20 protein-coding genes are annotated in these 20,257 nt (G+C 56.9%); 7 read left to right on the top strand and 13 right to left on the bottom strand.

Translation table 11 applies throughout. The features are described from left to right. Window positions 1-53 precede the first annotated feature (53 nt). From F4V58_RS11770 to F4V58_RS11755, 4 genes are read left to right on the top strand one after another with little or no spacing between them, the layout of a single operon-like run. Window positions 54-1,409: a CCA tRNA nucleotidyltransferase gene (locus tag F4V58_RS11770; RefSeq protein ID WP_425429766.1), complete on the top strand. Its 1,356-nt coding sequence runs from the start codon at window positions 54-56 to the stop codon at window positions 1,407-1,409. Further along, a complete protein-coding gene (locus tag F4V58_RS11765; protein ID WP_075736250.1) occupies window positions 1,409-1,999 on the top strand; it encodes a YqgE/AlgH family protein in 591 nt (196 codons plus the stop codon). Before F4V58_RS11770 ends, F4V58_RS11765 begins: the two co-directional genes overlap by 1 nt. Window positions 2,000-2,002: 3 nt before the next feature. Continuing rightward, on the top strand, window positions 2,003-2,761 hold the full coding sequence (locus F4V58_RS11760) for an AzlC family ABC transporter permease (RefSeq protein ID WP_075736248.1): 759 nt from the start codon (window positions 2,003-2,005) through the stop codon (window positions 2,759-2,761). Further along, the gene (locus F4V58_RS11755; protein WP_075736246.1) at window positions 2,746-3,078 is read left to right on the top strand and encodes a branched-chain amino acid transporter permease; all 333 of its coding nucleotides are present in this window, start codon (window positions 2,746-2,748) and stop codon (window positions 3,076-3,078) included. Before F4V58_RS11760 ends, F4V58_RS11755 begins: the two co-directional genes overlap by 16 nt. 18 nt (window positions 3,079-3,096) lie before the next feature. Here the strand turns inward: F4V58_RS11755 and F4V58_RS11750 are convergent, their stop codons facing one another. The 6 genes from F4V58_RS11750 to F4V58_RS11725 all read right to left on the bottom strand — a co-directional run bounded on the left by F4V58_RS11750 (window position 3,097) and on the right by F4V58_RS11725 (window position 8,589). Further along, complete coding sequence (locus F4V58_RS11750) at window positions 3,097-3,348, bottom strand: hypothetical protein (RefSeq protein ID WP_075736244.1); 252 nt, start codon at window positions 3,346-3,348, stop codon at window positions 3,097-3,099. After that, window positions 3,345-4,289 carry a bile acid:sodium symporter family protein gene (locus F4V58_RS11745; protein WP_075736242.1) on the bottom strand — a complete coding sequence of 315 codons (945 nt, stop codon included), beginning with the start codon at window positions 4,287-4,289 and terminating at the stop codon, window positions 3,345-3,347. Before F4V58_RS11745 ends, F4V58_RS11750 begins: the two co-directional genes overlap by 4 nt. A gap of 1 nt (window position 4,290) precedes the next feature. Further along, window positions 4,291-4,659: a Rieske (2Fe-2S) protein gene (locus F4V58_RS11740; RefSeq protein ID WP_075736240.1), complete on the bottom strand. Its 369-nt coding sequence runs from the start codon at window positions 4,657-4,659 to the stop codon at window positions 4,291-4,293. A gap of 1 nt (window position 4,660) precedes the next feature. Next, entirely contained in the window at window positions 4,661-5,074 is a 414-nt protein-coding gene (locus tag F4V58_RS11735) for an SdpI family protein (RefSeq protein WP_075736238.1), read from the bottom strand. 154 nt (window positions 5,075-5,228) lie between these two features. Then, a complete protein-coding gene (locus F4V58_RS11730) occupies window positions 5,229-6,491 on the bottom strand; it encodes a hypothetical protein (RefSeq protein WP_150385818.1) in 1,263 nt (420 codons plus the stop codon). 499 nt (window positions 6,492-6,990) lie between these two features. Then, window positions 6,991-8,589, bottom strand: coding sequence for a hypothetical protein (locus F4V58_RS11725; RefSeq protein WP_150385817.1), 1,599 nt, complete (start codon window positions 8,587-8,589; stop codon window positions 6,991-6,993). 591 nt (window positions 8,590-9,180) lie between these two features. Here F4V58_RS11725 and F4V58_RS11720 point away from each other — a divergent pair. Together F4V58_RS11720 and F4V58_RS11715 are read left to right on the top strand one after the other, a co-directional pair. Then, window positions 9,181-10,398: a dicarboxylate/amino acid:cation symporter gene (locus tag F4V58_RS11720; RefSeq protein ID WP_075736231.1), complete on the top strand. Its 1,218-nt coding sequence runs from the start codon at window positions 9,181-9,183 to the stop codon at window positions 10,396-10,398. A 246-nt stretch (window positions 10,399-10,644) separates the two neighbouring features. After that, a complete protein-coding gene (locus F4V58_RS11715; protein WP_075736229.1) occupies window positions 10,645-11,940 on the top strand; it encodes an MFS transporter in 1,296 nt (431 codons plus the stop codon). 168 nt (window positions 11,941-12,108) lie between these two features. On the opposite strand, the gene paaZ is transcribed toward F4V58_RS11715, so the two are convergent. Beyond that, entirely contained in the window at window positions 12,109-14,187 is a 2,079-nt protein-coding gene (gene paaZ / locus F4V58_RS11710; protein WP_075736227.1) for a phenylacetic acid degradation bifunctional protein PaaZ, read from the bottom strand. Between the two features lie 32 nt (window positions 14,188-14,219). Between paaZ and F4V58_RS11705 the strand changes: the two genes are divergently transcribed. Continuing rightward, on the top strand, window positions 14,220-14,609 hold the full coding sequence (locus F4V58_RS11705; protein WP_075736225.1) for a PaaI family thioesterase: 390 nt from the start codon (window positions 14,220-14,222) through the stop codon (window positions 14,607-14,609). 6 nt (window positions 14,610-14,615) lie between these two features. Here F4V58_RS11705 and F4V58_RS11700 read toward each other — a convergent pair whose 3' ends face one another. The 6 genes from F4V58_RS11700 to paaD all read right to left on the bottom strand — a co-directional run bounded on the left by F4V58_RS11700 (window position 14,616) and on the right by paaD (window position 20,189). Then, the gene (locus F4V58_RS11700; RefSeq protein WP_075736223.1) at window positions 14,616-15,470 is read right to left on the bottom strand and encodes a 3-hydroxyacyl-CoA dehydrogenase family protein; all 855 of its coding nucleotides are present in this window, start codon (window positions 15,468-15,470) and stop codon (window positions 14,616-14,618) included. Beyond that, complete coding sequence (locus F4V58_RS11695) at window positions 15,467-16,261, bottom strand: enoyl-CoA hydratase/isomerase family protein (RefSeq protein ID WP_075736221.1); 795 nt, start codon at window positions 16,259-16,261, stop codon at window positions 15,467-15,469. The genes F4V58_RS11700 and F4V58_RS11695 overlap by 4 nt, the downstream gene beginning before the upstream one ends. 4 nt (window positions 16,262-16,265) lie before the next feature. Beyond that, the gene (locus F4V58_RS11690; protein ID WP_075736219.1) at window positions 16,266-17,498 is read right to left on the bottom strand and encodes a thiolase family protein; all 1,233 of its coding nucleotides are present in this window, start codon (window positions 17,496-17,498) and stop codon (window positions 16,266-16,268) included. 103 nt (window positions 17,499-17,601) lie between these two features. Then, window positions 17,602-18,393 carry an enoyl-CoA hydratase/isomerase family protein gene (locus F4V58_RS11685; RefSeq protein WP_075736755.1) on the bottom strand — a complete coding sequence of 264 codons (792 nt, stop codon included), beginning with the start codon at window positions 18,391-18,393 and terminating at the stop codon, window positions 17,602-17,604. 39 nt (window positions 18,394-18,432) lie between these two features. Further along, the gene (gene paaE, locus F4V58_RS11680) at window positions 18,433-19,581 is read right to left on the bottom strand and encodes a 1,2-phenylacetyl-CoA epoxidase subunit PaaE (RefSeq protein WP_075736217.1); all 1,149 of its coding nucleotides are present in this window, start codon (window positions 19,579-19,581) and stop codon (window positions 18,433-18,435) included. Between the two features lie 2 nt (window positions 19,582-19,583). Beyond that, on the bottom strand, window positions 19,584-20,189 hold the full coding sequence (gene paaD, locus F4V58_RS11675) for a 1,2-phenylacetyl-CoA epoxidase subunit PaaD (RefSeq protein WP_084559788.1): 606 nt from the start codon (window positions 20,187-20,189) through the stop codon (window positions 19,584-19,586). Window positions 20,190-20,257: the final 68 nt, after the last annotated feature.

Here is a 20,257-nt window from a genome sequence, read left to right as displayed (position 1 = left end):
CTTATCGTAGTAGACTTACCGGCGTGAATTTAGAGGACACCACCCGGAAAGTAATTGACAGTCTTGATATAGATGGTCTGCTTGAGCGCTTCGATGAGCCACTTTACCTCGTGGGAGGCTCAGTACGTGACGCTATCTTGGGCCGTTTGGGCACTGACCTGGACTTTACTACCCCTGCCCGCCCGGAGAAGGTCAAGGCCATTTTGGAGGATTGGGCGGAGACCGTTTGGGACACGGGCATTGAGTTTGGAACGGTGTCGGCCGCATATCGCGGGCAGCAGATTGAAATCACCACCTTCCGCGCGGATAACTATGACGGCCACAGCCGCAATCCTGAGGTGGCTTTTGGAGACACCTTGGAAGGTGATCTCATCCGGCGCGATTTCCGTATCAATGCCATGGCGTTGGAGATGCACACCCGGGAATTCCATGATCCTATGGGTGGGGTAACTGACTTGTTCAAGGGCGTGATTGATACCCCGGCTACCCCGGAGCAGTCCTTCCATGATGATCCTCTGCGTATGCTGCGCGCCGCCCGTTTTGCCTCCCAGTTGGGCTTTGATGTGGCCCCGCGGGTGCGCCAGGCCATGGAGGAGATGAGTGCGGAGATTAACCGCATTACGGTGGAGCGCGTAGCTATGGAGCTGGATAAGCTCATTCTGGGCCAGCACCCGGAAACCGGCATTGATATTCTGGTGGAAACCGGCCTGATGGAGCATATTTTCCCGGAAATCCCTGCCTTGTTGATGTCCCCTGATGAGCACGCGCAGCACAAGGATGTGTACGCGCATTCTAAGCAGGTGCTACGCCAGGCCATTGATCAGGAGGAAGAGCCGGATCTGGTGCTGCGTTGGGCGGCGTTGCTGCATGATATTGGCAAGCCGGATACGCGGGATACCCAGGATGGCCGGGTGTCTTTCCACCACCATGAGGTGGTGGGTGCCAAGTTGGCGCGCAAGCGGCTGCGCAAGCTGAAGTACCCCAAGTCCGTTATTGAGCAGGTGGGCCAGCTGGTTTACCTCCACATGCGTTTCTACGGGTTCGGTGAGAACCAGTGGACGGACTCCGCAGTGCGGCGCTATGTTGCCGATGCCGGGGAGCTTCTCCCCCGCCTGCACAAACTGGTCCGCGCGGACTGCACCACCCGCAACAAGAAGAAGGCCGCGCGCCTGGCCCGCACCTATGATCAGCTTCTGGACTGGATTGACGAAATCCAGGCCAAGGAAGACTTGGCCCGCGTGCGCCCTGACTTAGACGGCAACGAGATCATGGAGATCCTGGACTTAAAGCCCGGCCCGGATGTGGGCCGCGCCTGGAGTTTCCTCAAGGAGCTGCGCTTGGAGGAAGGGCCCCTGGACCGGGAGGTTGCTATTGCTAAATTACGTCACTGGTGGGAGACTCAAAAGTAATGACTCAAAAGCCTTTATTTGTAGATCTAGAACGCAATGAACCCGCTGCGGGGCAGTTGCTGATTGCGGCCCCTGGAAAGCGGGACCACCCGCGCTCGGTATTTTTGATCGTGGAGCACTCTGACCAGCTGACCTTTGGCGTGGATTTGACCACTCGCTCTGAGATAGCCGTGTTCAACGTGTTACCGGAGTGGCTGCCTGTGGTGGCAAAACCCCAGGCCTTCTACATTGGTGGCCCGCTCAACCAGCAAAACGTGATGGGCTTTGGGATGTCTGCCACTGGCATTAAGCCAGAAGATCACCCGGAGCTCAACAAGATTGCCCCGCGCTTGGTGTATGTGGATATGCGCGCGGATCCGGAAAAGCTGAAATCTCTGGTGAGCGGGCTGCGCTTGTTTGCCGGTTTCCAGGAGTGGGGCCCGGGTGAGCTGGCGGCGGAAATCGAAGAAGGTGGCTGGTATGTGGCTCCCGCCTTGCCTCAGGATGTCATTGCGCCAGGCGGCGCGGACTTGTGGGCTGATGTGATGAAACGCCAACCCATGCCGTTGCCTCTGTATTCCACTTTCCCGGCTGAACCTGAAGGGAATTAACTCATGCCGCAGCGTGAGGCACTCCGGCCGCGCGTTGGCTCCCCTGGCGGTTGGGCGGAGTTTAAGGCCGGCGTCCGCGCCGCCGCCCCCATCGCATTAGGGATGGTGCCCTTGGGCATAGCTTTTGGCGTACTGATGGTCCAGTCCGGCTTCCACTGGTGGTGGGCTCCGGTTTTCTCGGTGGTGATTTACGCCGGCTCGATTGAGTTTCTAGCCATTGGCATGATTACTGGCGGGGTAACTGCGGTGGGTGCGGCACTCACGGCCTTCATGGTGAATTTCCGCCACCTTTTTTACGGGCTGACCTTCCCCCGGGAGCAAATTTCCTCCCGGTTGGGGCGGGCCTATTCCACTTACGCTTTAACCGATGAAAGCTACGCTATTGTCTCCGCTACTCCCGACCAGAAGGCAATGTCCGGCACCCGGATCCTGGCCATCCAAGGCACCTGTCAGCTGATTTGGGTACTAGGAGGAGCGATAGGAGCCCTGGGCGGTAACTTGTTGCCGCCGGATCTCAAAGGCACGGAGTTTGCCCTCACAGCCCTTTTCGTGGTCTTAGGGATGGAGGCTTTCCGCGCTAACCCGGATTTTTCCCTCCCGCTCATTGCGCTGGGGCTGGCCACCGCGGCGTTCCTGTTGGCACCGCAGTACATGCTGGTGGTGGCGCTGGTCACTTATTTCTGCACCCTCATCTTGCGTTACCTCTCCCCGCGCATGGACTTGGCGCTGACTTGGAAGGCCCGCTCATGCCGGATGCAGTAACCCTGGGGCAAGTAGCCAGCGTCCTTATCCCCGTGGCCGTGGTGACCCTGGCGCTGCGCGCGCTACCTTTTAGCTTCATTGGGTTGTTCAAGAATAATCAGTTCATTGCGTTATTGGGCATGACCATGCCCGTGGGCGTGATGACTGTCCTGGTGGCTTATGCGCTCAGTGGCCAGCTCCACTCCTTCACGGACCTGGCGGCCGTGGTACTGGGCGTGGCCGCCACCGTGGCTATCCATCTGTGGAAACGCGACGCCACGGTGTCTATTATCTGTGGCACCGTGGTTTATATGGTGCTGGTCAACGCCATCTTCTGAGCAAATGCCGCCCGCTAGCTAGGAATGAGCCTGCTCCCACAACAGGTGGAACTCCTCCGCGCGCAAAGATTGCGCGCTTAGGCCTGGGTATTGCCCGTAGGTATCTGGGTGCGGCACCACCGGGTTGGGGATCTCCGCTGGCAGCGGCCGGTCTTGGATAACTACTAGCCGGTGCATGTGGCAGGATTGGGTATCAATTTCTTCCAACTCCGCCACGTGTGTGACGGTGCCGGCGCCGGGGACTTCCAAGGTGGTGCGAATGTAGATCATGATTTCTCACTATAACGCGCAGCCAGCCAGGAACACATCATTAGCTGTACCTGGTGGTAAATCATCAGCGGCAGTACTAGCAGCGCTAGTTGCGCGCCTCCGGCTCCAAAGATTACTGAAGCCATTGGCAGCCCTGTGGCTAGGGATTTCTTGGAGCCGCAAAATTCAATGGCTATCTGGTCCGGACGGTTAAACCCTAGGCGCGCGGCCACAAAGCGGGTGAGCCAGAGCATCAGTGCCACGAAAGCTACTGCAAAGGCCACCAGCGCGGCTACTTCGCCCACTCCAATGCTGGCCCAGATTCCCCCGGTGACCCCGGCGCTGAAGGCGGAGTAGACCACCATGGCAATGGAGCCTCGGTCCACTAGTTTGGTGGCTACCAACCCGCCGCGCACCCACCGCCGGGCTACCTGGCCCAGGGCAAAGGGTAGGAGCAACAGGCCGGCAATTTCGAAAAAGACCTCTCCGTCCACGTGAACGCCGGAGCCAGCGCCCATGATCAGCATCACCAGCAGCGGGGTGGCCCCCACGCCTACCAGGTTGGAGGCGGAGGCGGAAACTATGGCACCGGCCACATTGCCCCGCGCTATTGAGGTAAATGCCACGGAGGACTGCACAGTGGACGGCACGAGGGCCAGGTAGAGGATTCCTAGGTACATCTGCTCCCCCAACAGTGGGCGCAGCGCCGGCCCTAGCGCTAGGGCTATGAGCGGGTAGGCCACAAAGGTGAAGGTCAGGATGGTCAGGTGCAGCCGCCAGTGCGCCAGGCCCGCTAGTGCTTCCCGCGTGGATAGCCGCGCGCCGTAGAGGAAAAACAACACGCCGATGCCCACTTTGGTGGCCGCCGCAAAAGCTTCTGCGAACCAGCCGCTGGCGGGAAATACTATGGCTAGCGCCACTGCCAGCAGGATGAGGACAATCAGCGGGTCCGGTTTACGCATGTTATGCGGGGACGTTCTTGATTAGTGCGCCGTCCTTGGCTACCTCGTACTCCGTCAGGCCTTTTGGTGAGGGCCCGCTGACTACCTCACCGGTGGTCATGTCAAAGGTGGAAAAGTGTGTGGTACAAATGGCGTCACTGCCTTCAATTTTGGTGATGGTGCTGCCCTGGTGCGGGCACTTTGCGGAGAAGGCTTTGAATTCCCCTTCTACCGGTTGGGCAAAGATTATTCCGTCTACGATGATCCCGGAGCCAACCGGAACTTCGGTGGCAGCTATTTGTGCTGTGGGCTCTGAGCCACAGGCGGCCAGGTATGCCCCGGCGAAGGTGGTGGCACTGCCAAGGAGGAAGAGACGGCGGGAACAATTCATGTTAGGAATCTTTCTGATCTGCGGATTGCGCAGCTTGGCGCAGTGCGTTGATATTGACGGTGGGTTTGTCTGCTTCCTTGGCGGCTTTGTCCGCTAGGTGGGCGGCGCGTGCTCCCAGGTTTGCCCCGATGGAAATTGCTAGGACACTTGCGATGACGGCAAGTACCGGGATGATCCACATCCATCCTTGTGCGCCTAGGGCAACGGTGCCGCCAAAGATTAATGCGACGCCTCCTACCATCCATACGGGCCCGGCTACTGCGTGAGATAGCTCCCAGATTTCTTGGCTTTTGCGCGCTTCTTCTACGCGTAGCCCGATGATGTTGTTGCCCGGGAGCTTGCGGGCCGCGGCCATGCCTCCGATGATGAGTAGCGCTGCGGCCAGGATCAGGATTATCACTCCGATTGCGGTCATGTGTTTTAGTTTAGCCCGCTGGGTGCACGCCGGTTAATTAGCCAAGCGGGGTATTGGGGGAATTTTTCCCGTTGCGGGAGCTCACACCGCTGGGTATGAGAAAGCTGCCGCCCCAGCCCGCAGGGGGCTGGAACGGCAGCTTGTTGATGGCTTCCTAGAAGCGGAGCATGTGACGCAGGTTAGGGACGAACTGCAGTAGCGCAGCTCCAATTCCGCCAAGGGCTGCGAGCACCGCAATGACGATGCCTATGATAGCTCCCGTATCAAGGCCAGTACTTGGCTTTGCTTCGGTTGGCTTGCTTGGTTTGCTGGGCTTTGCCGAGGTCGTGGTTGGTACTGGCTTGCTGGGCTTGCTGGTTGACGTCGTTGGCGCAGGCTTGTTTGGCTTGCTTGGCTTGCTGCTGGAGGTGGTTGGAGCAGGCTTGCTGGGTTTGCTGGTAGACGTCGTTGGCGCAGGCTTGCCGGGCTTGCTTGGCTTGCTGCTGGAGGTGGTTGGAGCGGGCTTGCTTGGCTTGCTTGGCTTGCTGCTGGAGGTGGTTGGAGCAGGCTTGCTTGGCTTTGCCGAGGTCGTGGTTGCCGCAGGCTTGCTGGGCTTGCTACTTGACGTCGTGGGAGCCGCACTGCTGGTTGTTGTGGTTGGAACGGTGTCGCTTGGTTTGATTGGTGGAACTAGCGGAGCCGGCGGCATTTCTGGAGCGGTGCTGGGGAGGATGATGTCTGTGCGGTTTTCAAGTTGGACAACCACGGAATCTACAATTTTAGGAATTTCAAATTCTGTCTGGCCTGCCTTGCATGCCTGTGCGAAAACGCGCTGGTAACCCACGTTAAAACTGGGAAGTTGGTCATTGAGTTTCTCAAAGCCGGTCACGATGTGGCCGTAAGGATCGTAGGTCCTCAAAACTTGGCGTTGTTTGGCAAAGTACGTCGAGGGGGTGGTGTCATTTGCAGACACCTGAGTAGGAAGGTTTTCAGCCCGGCTGTCAAGGTTCCTTACGTCCTTGAGGTAGGTCAGCGCTACCAGTGCCTTTTTCTGTTCTTCGGTGAGAGACTCGATAATGGAAACGTCGCCGTAGAAATCTGCTTGGGACTTGAAATTGCGGTACTTATTTAGCGATTCTTTGCCTACGGTCTTTTCCAGGAATGGGTACAACGGTTCCAGGCTATCCAGGAAGGCTGTCAGCTCTACAGGGGCAGGTTTGTTGATTTTGAGTGTGTCTGTTGAGACATTAAATCCTGGCGCATAGATCTGTGTTTGTTCCCATTCTAAAGCAGCCCTAAAAGACTCCTTGAACTTGGTTTGATTCCTCTTCAAATCTTCGTCGTAATTGGCCAGAACAGGATAAAGCCTGTCAATTTTAAACAAGCCCTTGTATTCGAGATCTGGTACCCGGTTGTTAATTGCTACATCAATTTGCACTATATCCATTTCGGTAAGTGATATTTCGCAGGTGCCATTCCCCTTCGCTGTCAGGGTTGCGGCGTTGGCAGCTACCGGAGTTAGGGAAGTCGTGATTAGTGCCCCGGCCAATATGGTGGCCAGGGATTTGATGCGAGTCATCTGGGTGTCCTTTGCAAAGGTAAGTAGGGATGGGCAAATCAACTTGGGGGAAGTTGGATGGGGTGTCTGTCTCGTTGCAGAACTCTTCGCGTCAGGGCACAAGGCAATAGAAAATAAGAAACGCCCGCCATTTCTTATTCCTTGGAAAATATACCTATTGCTAACGTGCTTTCGGTAAACGGGGAATTGGGGAGTTTCCCTCAGCTTTATAACCGGGCGATCTTCACTGAGTTGATCGCTACACAGCGGTTGCTGATTTATTTTGTTTACCAGGTATTTTTCCAGTTGATAAGGTGGCGGGACGTTATCTGTCTCTACTTTCGTGCTCTGGTGAGAGTTTGATCTCGCAAGTTGGTTTTTAGAAACGGATGAGGTGACGCAGGTTAGGGACGAACTGCAGTAGCGCAGCTCCAATTCCGCCAAGGGCTGCGAGAACCGCAATGACGATACCTACGATCGCTCCCGTATCAAGACCAGTACTTGGTTTTGCTTCGGTTGGCTTGCTTGGTTTGCTCGGCTTTGCCGAGGTCGTGGTTGGAGTCGGTTTGCTTGGCTTGCTGGTTGACGTCGTTGGCGCAGGCTTGCTTGGTTTGCTTGGCTTGCTGGTTGACGTCGTTGGCGCAGGCTTGTTTGGCTTTGCCGAGGTCGTGGTTGGAGTCGGCTTGCTTGGCTTGCGGGTGGTTGTGGTTGGAGTTGGCTTGCTGGGTTTGCTTGGCTTGCGGGTGGTTGTGGTTGGAGTTGGCTTGCTGGGTTTGCTTGGCTTGCGGGTGGTTGTGGTTGGAGTTGGCTTGCTGGGTTTGCTCGGCTTGCGGGTGGTTGTGGTTGGAGTTGGCTTGCTGGGTTTGCTCGGCTTGCTGGTTGACGTCGTTGGCGCAGGCTTGTTTGGCTTTGCCGAGGTCGTGGTTGGAGTCGGCTTGCTTGGCTTGCTGCTGGAGGTGGTTGGCGCAGGCTTGCTTGGCTTGCTGGTTGACGTCGTTGGGGCAGGTTTGCTTGGCTTTGCCGAGGTCGTGGGAGCCGCACTGCTCGTCGTTGTGGTTGGAACCACCTCGCTTGGCTTGACTGGCGGCACCGGTGGGAGGGGCGGCATTTCCGGTGGCGTGCTCGGTATGGTGATCTCGGTGGAGTGCTCGCGCTGTACAATCACAGGATCTACGATTTTAGGGATCTCAAATTCCATCGAACCTTCCCTGCAAGCCTGGGCAAGAACACGTTGGTAGCCCACGCTGAAGCTTGGAAGGTGGTCGTTGAATTTCTCTAGGCCGGTACTGATGTGGCCGTTTGGATCGAAGCCACTCCATCCTGCCCGTTGATTCGGAAAGTAACTCTGGGTGCCAGTGCTATTGGCGAAAACCTCAGTGGGAAGATCCTTGGCCCGGCTATCTATGCCCCTTACGATTTTTATGTAGGTAAGCGCTACCAGCGCTTTTATCTGGTCTTCCGTTAGTGAAGTGATTTCGGGAACCATTCCGTAGAGACCGGCTCGGTTGTTGAATCTACGAAATTCATCTAGTGATTCTTTACCAACCGTCTTTTCCACGAAGGGGTACAACGGCTTCAGGCTGTCCAGGAACTCAGTTAGTTCCACAGGTGCGGGGTTACTGATTTTCAGAGTGTCCTTTGAGTCATCAAATTTCATAGGATCCACTTGGGCGGCTTCCCACATCAATGCGGGGGCGAAGGTCTTCTCAAACTGAAGTTGATTGTTCTTCAGGCCTTCATCGTACTCGGCCAGAATTGGATAAATCCCATCGATTTTGAACAAACCAGCGTATTCCAAATCTGGTGCTCGATTGGTGATCGCCGTATCTATGTCGTTCTGTTCCTGTTCAGTGAGCTTGACCTGGCAGGTCCCATTCCCATTCTTAGTTAGGGTTGCGGCGTTGGCAGCTACCGGAGTTAGGGAAGTCGTGATTAGTGCCCCGGCCAATATGGTGGCCAGGGGTTTGATGCGAGTCATCTGGGTGTCCTTTGCAAAGGTAAGTAGGGATGGGCAAATCAACTTGGGGGAAGTTGGATGGGGTGTCTGTCTCGTTGCAGAACTCTTCGCGTCAGGGCACAAGGCAAAAGAAAAGAAGAAACGCCCGCTATTTCTTATTCTCTCTAAAAATATACCTGTTTGACGTGAGTTTCAGTCAAATACACTCCGGAACGAAAATCCTAAAGTGCCTTTAAACTGGTCTTTTGGGATAAACATTAGGTTTGAAATCACAATATAACCGCCGCTGTGATGATTTCCTTGACCAAAGCAAGGGATCAACCGAGGGGTCACCGAGGGCCTTCAGTGAATGCCTGGCCTGAATCCGCTAAGGTGCGCTTTCTGCCTGGATTCGAAAGGTTGGGTGCCAAAATGGTTCCGCCACTGTGTTTTGGCGCGCGAGCCAGTGGCATCGGGAAGTTTTGTGATTTTCAGTGTCAAGTTTCGTGGTTCATTTTTATGTCACCGTGCGGTAAAGTTATCCATTAAGTCGACCGACAGGTATTTTCTGTTCGTGTGGTTTTCCGTCTGGTTGGCCCATCAGATTTCTCTCGCTAATGAAATGACGTATCTATGAACCTCAAATCCCTCTCCGATAATCTGCTTATAAAGATTGTCATTGCCATCATCCTTGGCATCATTGTCAGCTTCTTTGCCCCTGAGTGGCTGGGCCGCGCAGTAGCAACCTTCAACGGCTTGTTCAGCGGTTTCCTGGGCTTCTTCATTCCAGTGTTGATCTTTGCCTTGGTCGCTCCGGCCATTGCCGGCCTGGGTAAGGGCGCCGGCAAGTGGTTGGGCATTACCGCCGGTATTGCGTACGGATCCACAATTGTCTCCGGGCTCATTGCCTACTTCATCTCCATAGCCTTCTATCCCATCCTGCTGGCCAACCAGACTCTGGACACCGGCATTGCCGATATTGATGAAGGTTCCCTGGCGCCGTATTTTAGTGTGGAGATGCCCGCGCCATTTCCGGTGATGACGGCACTGCTGCTTTCCTTCTGCGTGGGCGTTGCCATGACCACGGTCAAATCCGATCACCTCTACGGCCTGACCAAAGAGTTTGAGGCTGTAGTAATCAAGGTGATCTGGGGCTTTGTTATCCCGCTGCTGCCCATCTACATCTTTGGCATGTTCTTGACCCTGGGAATGAACGGCAACATCGGCGACGTCCTAGTGGCCTTCACTAAGGTACTCATCTTGGCAGTAGTTATGACCCTGGTCTACCTGTTTGCCCAGTATCTCATTGCCGGAGCCATTTCCGGACGCAACCCCTTCAAGGCGCTGAAGACCATGGCGCCCGCCTACTTCACGGCCCTGGGTACCTCATCTTCTGCCGCTACCATCCCGGTCACTTTGGACGCGGCCCTAAAGAACGGAATCTCCAAGCCCGTAGCCGGCTTTGTTATTCCGTTGTGCGCTACCATCCACCTTTCTGGCTCCATGATGAAGTTGACCCTCTACGCGTTTGCGTTGGTTTACTTGACCGGTGCGGATTCCTCCTTCGGTGCAGCCCTTGGCTTTATCCTCCTGCTGGGCATCATGATGGTCGCCGCACCTGGCGTACCGGGTGGCGCAGTTATGGTGGCCGTTGGCCTGCTGCAGTCCAACATGGGCTTCGACGACTCCATGGTGGCACTGATGATTGCTGCCTACATTGCCATTGACTCCGTTGGTACCGCCGCCAACGTCACCGGTGATGGCGCGATTGCCATGATCGTTGACAAGCTGGCCCGCAACAAGATTGAGGACCTCGAAGAGGTTTCCTCTGCGCAGGATTTGGCTAAGTAATTCACCTTTCGCCTTACTTAGGTTTCTACAGGCGTGGCCCCGGAGCACCGGGTGCCGCGCCTGTTTCGCGTTTTCTGGTGTTTCTTCGCGGCGATCCTTGTGAACCGTTAACACTATGCTCACATCCGGGGGGAGGTGGTGAAAAAGTGTGACCAATGTCGCCAGTTCGAGTGTGTCGGGGCATACAACACTGTATTGTATGAGATTCAGAACACATTAAGACAGCTTTGAATGGAGTGACGGTTTATGGCGCAAACCCTAACCGCCGAACACCGGAAGGTGCTGGGCGGATCAATGGTAGGAACCACAATCGAGTGGTTTGATTTCTTTATCTATGCACAGGCGGCGGGTTTGATCTTCGCCGCACAATTCTTCGAGCCGCTAGGGAAAGACAACCCTACGTTGGGTCAGACTATTTCCTGGGCCTCCCTGGGCATCTCCTTCCTTTTCCGCCCATTGGGTGCCGTCATTGCCGGGCACCTTGGGGACAAGATGGGCCGCAAGCCCGTCCTTGTTGTCACACTGTTGGGAATGGGAACGGCTACCATGCTCATTGGCCTGCTGCCCACCTACGAGACTATTGGAGTCTTGGCACCCGTACTGCTGATTTTCCTGCGCATCCTCCAGGGGCTTTCCGCAGGCGGCGAATGGGGTGGTGCCGCAATGCTGGCGGTAGAGCACGCTCCCCCGGGCCGTCGTGGATTCTTTGGATCCTTCCCGCAGATTGGCGTGCCTTTGGGTATGGCCCTTGCCACCGTCTTCATGCTGGTACTTTCAGGATTGCTGGGCAAAGAAGGGTTCGAGCAGTGGGGCTGGCGTGTGCCCTTCCTGTCTTCCGTAGTGCTGATCTTCGTTGGGTTTATGATCCGCCGCATGGTGGAAGAGTCCCCGGCATTCAAGGAGATGCAGCAGCTTAAGAAGAAAGAAACTGCCCCGCTGAGCGAGCTATTCAAAAACCACACCGGGACTGTAATCAAGTGTGCCGGCACCTTTATTGGCAATAACGCGCTGGGATACTTTGTCATTGCGTACTTTATCTCTTACGGCATCAAGGTAGTTGGCTACACCCGCAATGAGGCTTTCACCGTGGTCCTCTTGGCCGCGCTTGCGTGGTTGATTGCCACCCCGTTGTTTGGCGCGCTCTCTGACACAATTGGCCGTAAGCGTCTATTCCTCCTGGGCTACGCTGCCATGATCATTTTCTCAATCCCCGCCTGGATGCTCGTTGACTCCGGCAACGTGGTTCTCTTTGGTATTGCAGTGGCAACTATGGGCTTTTTGGAGGGACCAACCTACGCACCGCAGTCTGCGCTTTATGCGGAGATGTTCCCGGTTCACGTTCGTTTGTCCGGTACGTCTATTGGTTACGCGCTGGGCGCTGTGTTTGGCGGAGCCTTCGCACCAATGATTGCCTCCCTCATCTACGACTCCACGGGGAGCTCCATGGGAATAGCCCTATACGGAATTGGTTTGTGCGCCATCTCGTTCCTCGCGGTTTCCACCATTCCGGGTGACATTCAAGACCGTGACCTAAGCGTCTAGGAAGTTCCCGTTTAAGAAGATCAACTCTAGTGCCCCTTTCTCCAACGAGGGGCACTTCTTCTTTGCTCCGGGTGGGACGGTTTAAAGGCGGCTTGATGCTAGTGAGAGATGCCAAACGCCACCACCTTTCCGGTTGGGGATGTTGGTGGTGGCGTAGGTGGGGCAGGTTTAGGAAGCGTAGGTGGTATCTACTTTCTCTACGAGGGTGAGAACATCGTAGGTCGCAACAATCTCAGCGTCTTGGTTGTAGAGGACGGTATCCCAGGCAACCTCGCCGTAATCATCGGTTACGCGCGGGGTAATGCGCTTTGCCGTGAGCTCCACGCGTACCGAATCATCGTAGGTAACGGGCGTGAGGAAACGCAGATTTTCCAACCCATAGTTAGCCAGGACCGGACCCGGGTTGGGTTCCACGAACAGGCCGGCGGCCCAGGACACTAGGAGGTAGCCATGAGCTACCCGGCGGGGGAAGAAAGGATTGGCGGTAGCCGCAGTTTCATCGGTGTGCGCGTAGAAGGTGTCGCCAGTTTCGTGTGCGAAGGCGGTGATTTCCTCTAGCGTGACCTTTCGGTAGTCGGACTTGAACTGGTCACCGATCTTTAGGGTGCTGAGGTCTTTGCGGAAGGGGTGGGTGCCGGTGCCGGCCTCAACGTCCGCGCGGGTTACGCAGTTTACGGCTGCCCCCCGGTGCCACTGCCCCGTCACCGCAGTGAGGTGATCCGGGCTGCCCTGCACTGCGGTCCTTTGCATAAAGTGCTTGATGCCGCGTACGCCGCCTAGTTCCTCTCCGCCGCCGGCCCGGCCCGGGCCACCGTGGACTAGGTGAGGCAATGGGGAGCCGTGGCCGGTTGAGGTTTTGCCGTCTACCCGGTCCAGGTAATGGACCCGGCCGTGGTGAGCAGCTATCCCGCGGCCAATTTCCGCAGCGACGTCTGCGTCGTGGGTTACTACCGAAGCCACTAGGGATCCCCCGCCAAGTGCTGCCAGTTCCACGGATTCTTCCACGCTGTCATAGCCAAGGAAAGACACTACGGGGCCAAAGGCTTCCACCTTGTGAACCTCCGGTGTCCGGGCGTCTGCAAAGTCCAAGATAGTTGGCGGGAAGAACGCCCCTTTGCTATCCCCTGCGTCCGGCGTACCACCTTCAACCACCGTGCCGCCAGCTGCTTTGAGAGTATTGACTGCGGAGGTGACATCTTCAAGTTGTTCCCGGGACACCAGCGGCCCCATCGTGGCTGATTCATCACGCGGATCTCCCACGTTTACTTTTGCCCGCACACGTTGGGCCAAAGCCTGAATAGCGGTGTCTTTGATGGCGGTGGGGACAATGGCGCGGCGAATGGCCGTACATTTCTGGCCGGCTTTGGCGGTCATCTCATTGAAAACTGCTTTGATAAATAGTTCGAACTCAGGGCTGTCTGCGGTGACATCGGGTCCTAGGATCGCGGCGTTGAGGGAGTCTGCCTCAGCGCTGAACTGGATTCCTCCCTCAAGAACGTTAGGGTGAGACTTGAGCTTGGCTGCGGTGGCCGCAGATCCGGTGAAGGCTACGTGGTCGCGGTAGTCAAGATGGTCTAGCAAGTCCCGTGCTGAGCCGGCAATGAACTGCACTGAGCCCTCCGGTAGAACGCCGGATTCAACCATCAAACGCACTAGTTCGGCGGTGACAAAGCTGGTGGGCGTAGCTGGTTTGATAAGGGTGGGGACACCGGCAATAAAAGCGGGAGCAAACTTCTCCAGGACACCCCATACCGGGAAGTTAAAGGCATTGATTTGCACCGCGATTCCGGGGATCGAGGTGTAGATATGGGTGCCCAGGAAAGAGGAATCGGCAGAAAGAACTTCTGTATTGCCGTCTACCACTACCTTTGAATTGGGAAGCTCGCGGCGCGCCTTCGAGGAGATGGTGAACATGGTGATGATCCCGCCGTCAATATCGGGGAAGTTATCCCTTTTGTTGGCGCCCGCCTGGGCGGCTAGTTCGTAGAGGGTCTTTTTGTTCTCATCGAGGTAGATGGCCAGTTCTTTAATCTTTAGGGCACGTTCATGGATAGTCAGGCTTTGGAGGTTCTTGCGACCGGTAGACCGCGCGTAGTCGATTGCACCTTCAAGATTCAGACCCTCAGCGCTGACGTGTGCTACCAGCTCCCCGGTGCTGGAATCTAGGACCTCAGCCGGCTGGGACGGATTGTTGGGTGCAGTCCACTGCCCCTGGATGTATGACTTAACTAACTTGGTGGCGCTCATTCTAAGAGTCCTTTCGCTAAGGTGGGTAAATTATGTGGGAGATTAAACTTGGTGAGTTGGATAAGAAGATGGGCGTGGAGATTCAGGAAGAATCCCCGTCCAGGGTGGTAGCTACCATGCCGGTGGACGGTAACCGGCAATCCCTTGGGCTACTCCACGGCGGGGCCATGGTTGCGTTGGCCGAGGCCGTGGGGAGTTGGGCGGCGGTCAAGCACGCTTCCACGCTGGGAAAAGTTGCAGTAGGAGTGGATATCAACGCCACGCATCACGCCTCCGGCCGGACTGGGATAGTTACTGCCACCGCAACCGCCATCCGTTTGGGTAACACGTTGACCAGTCACGAGGTTGTTATCGCGGATGAATCCGGTAAGCGTCTGTGCACCGCCCGGATCACCAACGCGTTGGTTGCGCCCCGTGATTAACATCCGTTAGTCCTCGTAGTTGTAAAAACCGCGGCCGGACTTGCGTCCGAGTTCCCCGCGCGCAACCATGTCTTTCATAAGCTGCGGTGGGCTAAACCGTTCCCCTAGTTTGGATTCCAGGTACTCGGCTATGCCCAACCGGACGTCCAAACCTACAATGTCGGTTAATTCCAGGGGGCCCACCGGGAATTTATAGCCAAGGACCATAGCGTTATCTATGTCGCGGGGGCTTGCTACGCCTTCTTCGACCATACGAATGGCTTCCAAGGCAATGGCCACGCCCAGGCGGGAGGACGCAAAACCGGGGGCGTCTTTGACCACCACGGCGGTCTTGCCCAGTGCTTCAACCCACGCCTTGGCGGACTCAAGTAGCTGTTGTGGAGTGGAATCCGCAACCACTACCTCGACCAGCTTGGAGGCGGGAACCGGGTTGAAAAAGTGCAATCCAATGACGGGATTGCTGACAAAGCTGGCTAAATCAGTCACGGACAGTGAAGAAGTGTTGGTGGCTATGACAATCTCCGGGGAGACGCGGGAGATACCTTCGAAGGCTTCCTTTTTGAGATCAATGGATTCCGGGACGGCCTCGACTACCAATTGGTGGTCTTGGAACAGATTCTTATCGGTTCCCACTGTCAGGCGCTCCAACCAGGAGTCTTCACTGCCTTCGGCACCGCGGTCAAGTGAACCGCGCACCGCCTTGACAATTCTTTCGCGGGCGGCCTGGGCAGCCTGGTCATTGATGTCTACTACGGTGACTTCCGCGCCGGTGGCTAGGAAGGCGTGGGCTATTCCCGCCCCCATGCGGCCGCCGCCTAGGACACCTACGCGGTGCAATTCTTGTGGAAAAGAGTGTTTCATTTGTTTGCCTTTCTATCGAGGAAAGCTTGCATGCGGTCAAACTTTGCCGGGGATTCAAAAGTCACTGCCTGCGCAATGTTGTCAATTGCGGGGTGGGCTTCCGCGGGTAGGGAGATTAATTGCTTGGAGAGCCGCACAGCTAGGGGGTCTAGTTTGCTGATTTTTCCGGCCAAGGCCAGCGCGGCTTCTTCCAAGCTGGCGGGCTCGTGGATTTCGTTGACCAGGTGCGCTTCAAGAGCTTCCTTGCCGTTGAGGACTCGTCCGGCCAGCAGGATTTCCTTAGCCAGTGGGGTGCCCACCGCCTCCTTCAGCCGCCAAAGGGCACCGGCCGCGGCGATGATCCCCAACCCCGCCTCCGGCTGCCCGAATTTGGCAAAGGGAGTGGCCAAGCGGAAGTCAGCGGCTAGCGCCAGCTCCAAGCCGCCGCCCAGGGCATATCCGTCAATAGCCGCGATGACCGGTGCTGGGAGTGCCGCTACCCGGTGGAAAATTGTGGAGTTGATCCCGCGCAGCGCGTCTTCCCGGCGGCGTTCGCGTAGCTGGGAGATGTCTGCCCCGGAAGCAAAGATTCCGCGGGTGCCCTTGGGGGTTTCTACCTGGCAGCCAGTGAGGATAAGGATGTGGGGTGCGCGTTCTAAGTAGCTGCACAGCTCGTGGAGTTCAGCCACCATCGTCTCATCAATGGCATTGCGTACCTCCGGACGGTTGAGCGTGGCCACGATGACCGGTTGTTCTGCACCCTCAAGGCGGTGTTCCTTGATATCTATAGCAGCAAAGTTAAAGTTGTCCATGTGTCTAGCCTTCCACCCTTTCTAAGGCGATGGCGGTACCTTGCCCTACTCCCACGCACATGGTGGCTATCCCCTTTGTGCCGCCTTGCTGTTCCAACCGGTTGAGCAAGGTGATGGTGATTCGAGCACCCGAGGAACCAAGGGGGTGGCCCAGTGCAATGGCGCCTCCCCAGGCATTAGTTTTTTCTGTGTCCAGGCCTAGTTCCCGGATGCAGGCTAGAGATTGGGAAGCGAAGGCCTCGTTGAGTTCAATGGCATCTACTTCATCCAAGTCCCATCCGGTAGCCTCTAGTACTTTGCGGGTAGCCGGGACTGGACCCGTACCCATGATTTCGGGAGTTACGCCTACCGCTGCGTTGGCCATCACACGAGCTCGGGGCTTGAGCTGGTATTTTTCCACGGCTGCAGGGGAGGCAATGATAACTGCGGAAGCGCCGTCGTTGAGGGAAGATGCGTTTCCGGCGGTAGTGACACCGCCCAAAGAAGTTACCGGGCGCAATTTGGCTAGCACTTCCATGCTGGTGTCTGGCCGCGGGCCTTCATCGGTGTCAATGACAGTCTTGTTGCCCTTGCGGTCGGTGACGGTAACCGGGGTGATTTCCGCGTTGAAGCGCCCCTCCCCGATGGCTTTGATGGCGCGCTGATGGGAGACGTATGCAAAGTGGTCTGCGTCCTCGCGGGAGATGTCAAAGCGGTTGGCAACCTCCTCGGCGGTCTCCGGCATGGAGTAGGTAAATTTCTCCCGCTCCTTGAAAGCGGGGTTGATAAAGCGCCAGCCAATGGAGGTATCAAAAACCTCTCCAGGACGGCCGAAGGCCTTATCGGGTTTTTCCATGACCCAGGGTGCGCGGGACATGGACTCCACGCCGCCGGCCACCACTACTTCTGCCTGACCGGATTCGACCAGCGCCGTGGCCAGTGCAATGGCAGACATGCTGGAGGCGCACAGCCGGTTGACGGTAATCCCGGGGACAGTGTCCGGATAGCCGTTAATCAGCCAGGCCATGCGTGCTACGTTCCGGTTTTCTTCACCGGCGCCGTTGGCATTGCCGATGATCACTTCGTCGACAACGGCGGGGTCAATCCCGGCGTCTTCCACGACAGCTTTAATAGCGTGCGCCGCCAGGTCATCCGGGCGAATGGAGGACAGCTGGCCACCGTAGCGGCCCACGGGGGTGCGCAGCCCAGAGACAATTAGTGCCTTGTTGGAGCAGTTGTGAGGGTCAGGGGAATTCATCGTTTAACCATCCTTCTGTGGTGGTGAGAGGCGTTGTAAATTGAGGCTTGGTGTGGGCAGTGTGGTGGTGGGGCGCTAGTGGTGAAGGCGCGGAGAAGGAAGGCTACTTCCCAGTGAACCGAGGAGGCCGCTTCTCGTTGAAAGCGGCAAAACCTTCCAGGTAGTCCTGGGTTTCGCACAGCTGCCCCTGAAGGATATTTTCCTTTGCAACGGAGTCCCACAGCCCGGCTTTTTGGTCCCGCAGTTGATGAATTAGGGTGCGGCTGGCCAAGAACGCCCCGGTGGCGCCGGTGGCGGCGGCCCACGCCTTGGCAAAGGTGAATTCAAGGAGTTTCTCTCCTTCCATGGATCGGGAGAAAAGGCCTGCCGCCACAGCTTCCTTGCCGGATATCAGATCCCCGGTGACAATGAGGTCCATAGCCCGGTGGGCACCCAGCCTTTCAAAAAACAGGCTGTGGCCGCCGGAGTCAAGGGTTGCTCCTAGGTTTGCAAACGGCGAGCCCAGCTTGGCTTCGTCCGCTACGTAGACGATATCGGAGGCGATAGCTAGGCCAAGACCCACTCCCAAGCAAGGGCCATGAACTGCGGCAAACGTGGGGGCGGGAAAGCTAGCCATCTTCTTCAGCACCGGAGTTACCCGGTTTTCTAGGTAATCCGTGGCGTCGTCGTCTGTGGGATCAAGCCCCTTGATGTTACGGCCGGCACAAAAGCCCTTCCCCTCACCCCTCAGGATAAGGGCGCGGACTCCGGCGCGTTCTGCTTGGTCGTAGGCGTCCGCCAGATCCAGGAGGTCCGCCTCCTTAAGGGAGTTCATGGCCTGGGGGTTGTTGAGAACAATCTCCCCGAGTTTGCTCTGGGGTTGCTCTTGGTGGGTATGGATATGGAGATCAATCACAGTGCGCCTCATTTTCTTTCGTGGTTTTAGCGTTGGTTCCTAGGCGTCGAAATCGACGAGGACTTTCTTGGTCTTTGGCCGGGACTGGCAGGTGAGGATGTAACCGGCGGCCACTTCATCTGCTTCCAGTGCAAAGTTCTCCGCCATGTCCACCTCCCCCTCCACGACCTTGGCGCGGCAGGTACCGCAAACGCCGCCTGCACAGGCAAAAGGAACGTCTGAGCGTACCCGCAGGGCGGCGTTGAGGATGGTTTCATTGGCCTTGTCTGGGGACTCAACGGTCCCCGATAGGCCATCAAGCTGGAAACCAATAGTGACGTTGTTGCCATCCGGGTCTAGTTCAACCTCCCGACCCTTTTGGCCGGCGTCCTCTTGAGGTTTTCCGGTGGTAAACAACTCAAAGCGGACGGTGTCCGAATCCACGTTTCGCTCCGAAAGTTCATCGCGGACTAGCTGAACCAGTTCGAATGGCCCACAGAGGAACCACTCATCAACGTTGTTAACGTCCACGACCTTCTCCAGCAGTACCTGCAGCTTTTCGTTGTCAATCCGGCCGGAAAACAGTGGGTTTACTCGCTGCTCCCTGGAAAGCACGTGGTGAACCGCGAAACGGGTGGGGAACTTGTCTTTGAGATCACCTATTTCCTCGGCGAACATCACGTCGCCGCCGCTCTTATTGGCGAAGATAAGCTCGAAGGTGGCGTCGGAAGACTCGCGCAAGATGGTCTGGGCGATAGCCATGATTGGGGTGATTCCTGAACCCGCAGCTACCGCTACCAGGTGGGGCGCTTCGATTTTCTCCACTTCCTCGCGGATAGCTTCTGGGTTGTTTAGGGAGGTCATATGGGTCTTGGAAGTAAACGCTCCCTGCGGGTTCATCACCTCGATTTTGTCCCCGGCCGCTAGGTTGTCGTTAGCCCAGTTGGAAAACAGGCCTCCCCTGTCGCGCTTGATAGCTACGCGGATGGTGCCGGCCGCCGGGGCATCGCAAATCGAGTAGGACCTGCGTACCTCCTGGCCGTCGATGGTTGCCCGGAGCGCGACATACTGACCGGGCATGTAATCGTAGTCGCTCTGCAGCTCCTCCGGGACCCGGAAACTGACCTCAACAGAATCTTCAGTCAGGGGGCGGACCTGGGAGACTTCCAGTGTGTTAAACGTTGCTTTCTTGCGAGTTTTAGTAGTCATGGTTAATGCACCTTGAAATAGTCGAAGGGTTCCAGGCAATCCTGGCATTGGTAGAGGGCCTTGCATGAGGTGGAGCCAAACTGCGCCAGCTTGCGCGTCTGGGTGGAACCACAATGTGGACAGTCCACCGGCGGCGGTGGCTTAAGGTCCAACAGGATGGGGCCGGTGTTTCGGGTTGCGGAGCGCTGGGGCGGGGCAATGCCATAAGCCGCCAGTCTCTCTTTCCCAAATGTTGTCATCCAGTCCGTTGACCACGCCGGTTGCAGGACCGTCTCTATCTTCGGTCGCTCGAAGCCGGCTTTGGTGAGGGCTGTCTTCAGATCCGCCGTGATGTGATCCATGGCCGGGCACCCCGAATAAGTAGGGGTAATGACCACGTGTGCCTGGCCCTCTACGCACCGCGCGCTCCGCAGGATTCCCAAATCAGCGATGGAGATAACGGGAATCTCTGGATCCGGAACACCCGCCGCAGCGTCCCACACCGCTTGGTGGGGCTGCTCATGAGGGCGTAGTGGATGCTCCAGGTTCAGGGGGTTATCGAATTCCTGCTCCTCCTCATGACGGAACTCAGGAAAGGAAGGGGCGCTGGGAGGCTGCTGGGAGGACATTTTTCCCCTTTCGTGGTTCGGCGTGCGGGCTAAGAATCTGCGGTGGGCCGCCCGGCGGCATGTTGTGG

The organism is Corynebacterium phocae, from assembly GCF_008693075.1.
In the GTDB taxonomy this organism is placed as follows: Bacteria; Actinomycetota; Actinomycetes; order Mycobacteriales; family Mycobacteriaceae; genus Corynebacterium; species Corynebacterium phocae.
This window is presented reverse-complemented; position numbering and strand designations above follow the sequence as displayed.